Genomic DNA, 2309 nt, shown 5'->3' with positions numbered 1-2309 from the left:
GGACGCACCTGTCCCTGTCGATGGACTGGCCTGAACGAGCCGGCCTCAGTGCGCTTGCGCAGCCCTTTGCGGCCTCGCTTGGGCCCTCCTCGGGAATGGCTGGGAGCAGGGGCCTCCTCTCGTCCTTCTCCTGCAGCGAGGGAATCACGCACGAGCGTGCCCCCTGCCGAATCGCCCTCTGGCTCCTGAGCTGGCTCGCCGGCGACAGGGTCTTCAGCGCCTGACGGAGCGCGGGCGACCCGTGTGCCTTCTGCCCCAAGCAGCAGCCACTGCTGCCGCTCGGCCAGCTCTCGATCAATCTCCTGGACCGGACGACAGAAGCGCTCGCGACTGGTGGCTCGGATGCGCTCGGCCAGGGCCGGGTCCGCTGCGTCGGGCAGCAGCAACTGGAGCGAGCAGGTGATGCGTTCTCCTGCGACGGGTAACCGGGCGTAGCAGTGATGGCGCGGGAGGCTCTGCAGGTCCTCCGCCGTGATTCCCAATTCGGGAGCGAGCGTCTGGGCATCGTCCGCGCTGCCGGCAAAAGCCAGAAGGCTTTGGATATTGGAAAAGATCTGGGCCAGCAGCTTGCGCTCCTGCCAGGTGTGCCGAAAGGCGTCTAGCGATTGCGTGGCCAGAGCAAAATTCGCCCCATATTTTCGCAGCTCTGCCAGCATTTGCCAGCGCACTCCCAGGAAGAACTGGAATTCATCGACGATGATCATCGTCCTGCGGCGTCCGGCTGGCTGCTCCTGCAGAAAGAGACCGAGTAAGTTCAGCAGCGTGGCCCCAATCAGACGCGCGATATCCTCTCCCACAACGCCGGGTGCCAGCTTGATGAGGAGCACCCGCTGAAGGCACTGCCGTACATGCACTGAGGAGCGGCTCTGCCCCAGAATGCGTCGCGGAGTGACGGCCTCGAATTTGGCGAACTTCGTTAAGACGGGGTCGACGCGCTCGAGCCTCATGAACAGGCTGAGAGGCTCGAAGTAGATCTGCCACCAGCGAATCAAGAAGGGATCTGGCCGATGGAGGAGGCGCAGCAGACGGTTGCGGACGCGATCACTGGAGAGCACGAGCAGGACCTCCAGCAGCGTGAGCTGTCGCTCGTCTCCTTCCGTCACGAGCTGCTGGTTCACACTGTAGATCAGCTTCAAGGCGGCCTCGCAAGCCGCCTCCATGCGTGGCCCCCAGCTCGTTGCCCAGATCTCGCGGAAGCAGGCGAGCAGGTCGGCGACGGCTTTGTCCCGCACGGGCGAGAAGTGGACATCAAGCGGATTGATGCCGGGAACAGCATCCGGATCGCTCAGGTCGAGCAGGATGACTTCATCTCCCCGCTGCGGAGGAATGAGTGGCAGCAGCTGGTCCACCAGATCATGCGGGTCGATCAGGATCAGTCCCTGATTCTGGGACAGTGCCTCCAAAGCGAGCTGGAGCAGTGCGGTGCTCTTGCCTTCCCCGCTCCGCCCCACAACGAGCAGATGGCCCGCCAGGATCTCGGAGGGCCAGGGCACCGAGACACTCTCCTGCCCCAGGAAGGCCCGGGCCACCAGCCGCCCGGGGCGGCTGGCAAGAGCCGGCCCAACTGGCATGATCCGGTGGGAGTGGCGTGTGAGCAGCGGGGAGATCTCGGCACGCATCTGGGCCGGGACATGCCAGAGCGCACCCACCGTGGAGACCGGCAGCAGGTCCCATGCGTACCAGCGCAGGCGCGGGCCTCGCCACCCCCCGGGCCGCAGGAGTCGGCGCAACTGCCAGGGAGGAATCCGGTGAGGCCGCACCGTGGCTCCGAGCCATTCAAACTGGCGATAGGCCGCAAGGAGCTGAGACAAGGCAGCACGCCGATTCACGGCGGCCTGGTGCGCTTGCTGCCAGCGCTGCCACCACCGACGCCAGCCTCCTTGTGGAGATCCTGGTGAGGGGTCTTCTGGCAGCGAGTTGATAGCAAGCAGCCGCAGTTGCACGCGAAAGGCCTGCTGGCGCAGCGGCTCCCGGTCGAGCCAAAGCAGGTCCAGCTCCCTGTGACGCTGCCAGGAGACCCAGCCCTGAAACAGCAGCAGCAGGGCACTGACTCCAAGCGCAGCCAGCAGCCCTGGCTGCAAGCCCGTCCCCACCGTCAACAAGCGCGAGGGAGCAGACCAGAACGCCAGGCCCAGCAGGCTCAGCGCAAGGACCATCAGCAAGGTCATGCCTCCGTGAGCATGAGACTGCGCTCCTGCGCGCTCGCGGCGCAGCTGCTCAATCCGACGGCGCTGGCGTTGCAACCAGCGGTTCCCCGCCGGTGCGAGCACGAGCTGCGCCACCACGCGGCATCCGGGATCTCGTGGCAG

General features: G+C 65.8%; 1 protein-coding gene. It reads right to left on the bottom strand.

The window, feature by feature from the left end; translation table 11 throughout:
• On the bottom strand, positions 1-2309 hold a 2309-nt coding region (locus tag ACFMO7_RS08800), incomplete at both ends, for a TraM recognition domain-containing protein (RefSeq protein WP_376795118.1).

Origin of the sequence: Thermogemmatispora sp. (assembly GCF_042408735.1) — a bacterium.
Taxonomy (GTDB): Bacteria; Chloroflexota; Ktedonobacteria; order Ktedonobacterales; family Ktedonobacteraceae; genus Thermogemmatispora.
This window is presented reverse-complemented; position numbering and strand designations above follow the sequence as displayed.